The sequence below is a fragment of the Actinoplanes flavus genome (assembly GCF_017592555.1).
GTDB classification, from domain to species: domain Bacteria; phylum Actinomycetota; class Actinomycetes; order Mycobacteriales; family Micromonosporaceae; genus Actinoplanes; species Actinoplanes flavus.
On the sequence record NZ_JAGFNS010000058.1, the window covers coordinates 1 to 1,335 of the forward strand.

General features: G+C 65.4%; 1 protein-coding gene. It reads left to right on the forward strand.

Annotated features, from left to right (window positions below):
* Positions 1–597 precede the first annotated feature (597 nt).
* Positions 598–1,203, forward strand: coding sequence for a hypothetical protein (locus J5X75_RS42855; protein ID WP_208473476.1), 606 nt, complete (start codon positions 598–600; stop codon positions 1,201–1,203).
* The last annotated feature ends 132 nt before the right edge of the window (positions 1,204–1,335 follow it).

Sequence of the window (1,335 nt, forward strand, 5' to 3'; positions counted from 1 at the left end):
GCACGCCGCCAGCGTTCGTCCTGAGCCAGGATCAAACTCTCCAACAAAATCTGTTGAACAATCGTCCCGGCAACATAAATGTTGCCAAAGGAATCCTCAACCTGTCCGTAGACAGGCCGGGGTATTGCCATAATTGGCACTGGCTTTTCAAGCACCCTGTTGAGTTCTCAAAGAACAACCGCACACCATCAAACCGTTCCGCATTCCGCGGCCCGTTCTCCGGGGCACTCGCTCTACTTTACCCGCCGTTTCCGCCGTGTCAAATCCGCGTTTCGCAACCGAATTCAGCACCACAGAAACTGCACAGGCACCTCAATAGAAACACGATGCTAGATCGTGCGATCTTGTTTGAGGTTCCTCCAGGACGGCCGCGCCGGGCCCCTAGATCGGGTCCCGCTCGCTCGCCCGTCTCCCTAGCGGCTCGGACAACATTACTCGCCGCCCCTCGCGACGCCAAACCGGGGGTCCCGCGACGCCCGTCACACCGATTTGTCGCGGTACATCCTCACCTCCGATCGCGTCTGGCCGATCGACGCGCGTGCGGGTTGTGGGCGAGGCGGGCCCCACGGGGATGCGTCGAGGGCATATAACCGACGCATGCGCACTGACGAGCTCGCGGACCTGATCAGCGAGGTGCCCGGTACAGAGGTGACCGCGGCGCCCGGGGTGGTCACGGTGCATGTGCCGGCGATCGGGGACACGGCTCGGATCCTGTTCCGGGAGGTGCTGGACGCCTATGAGGTGTCCGTCCCGACCGGGGCACCCGCGGTTCAGGTGGACATCAAGCGGGGGCACGAGTCGTTGCCGTTCATCATCACGGTGGACGACGTCGTCTTCACCCCGGCGTACGCGGATGATCTGCTGGATCCGGAGGATGAACTGCTGGTCCCGGCCATGCCGGGGCTGCTGGGTTATTCGGAGATGCACCGGGACGTGCGGGCGCTCGGCAAGGCGATCGACGATCCCGAACTGGAGCTGGATCCGGAGATCCTGGCGGCCACTCTGCTGGCGCACCGGTGCTTCATCGCCGGCGCCGTCCGGATGGGTCTCTGGCCGGTGCGTGTGGCGGCCTGGTGGGAGTACACGTCGGCTCGCGCGGCGAAGAGCATCCGGCTGGCCCGCTTCCGCGCCGACCCTCGTTGGGACGAACTGATGGCGGATGTGGCCGAGGCCCGCCGCCAGAAATCTCTGGCCGAACTCTGACCCGACCGCCAGGCTGCCATAGAGCCGTCGACAAGCTCACCACCCGCGACCTCCGCGACCTCCGCGACCTCCGCGACCTCCGCGACCTCCGCGACCTCCGCGACCTCCGCGACCTCCGCGACCTCCGCGACC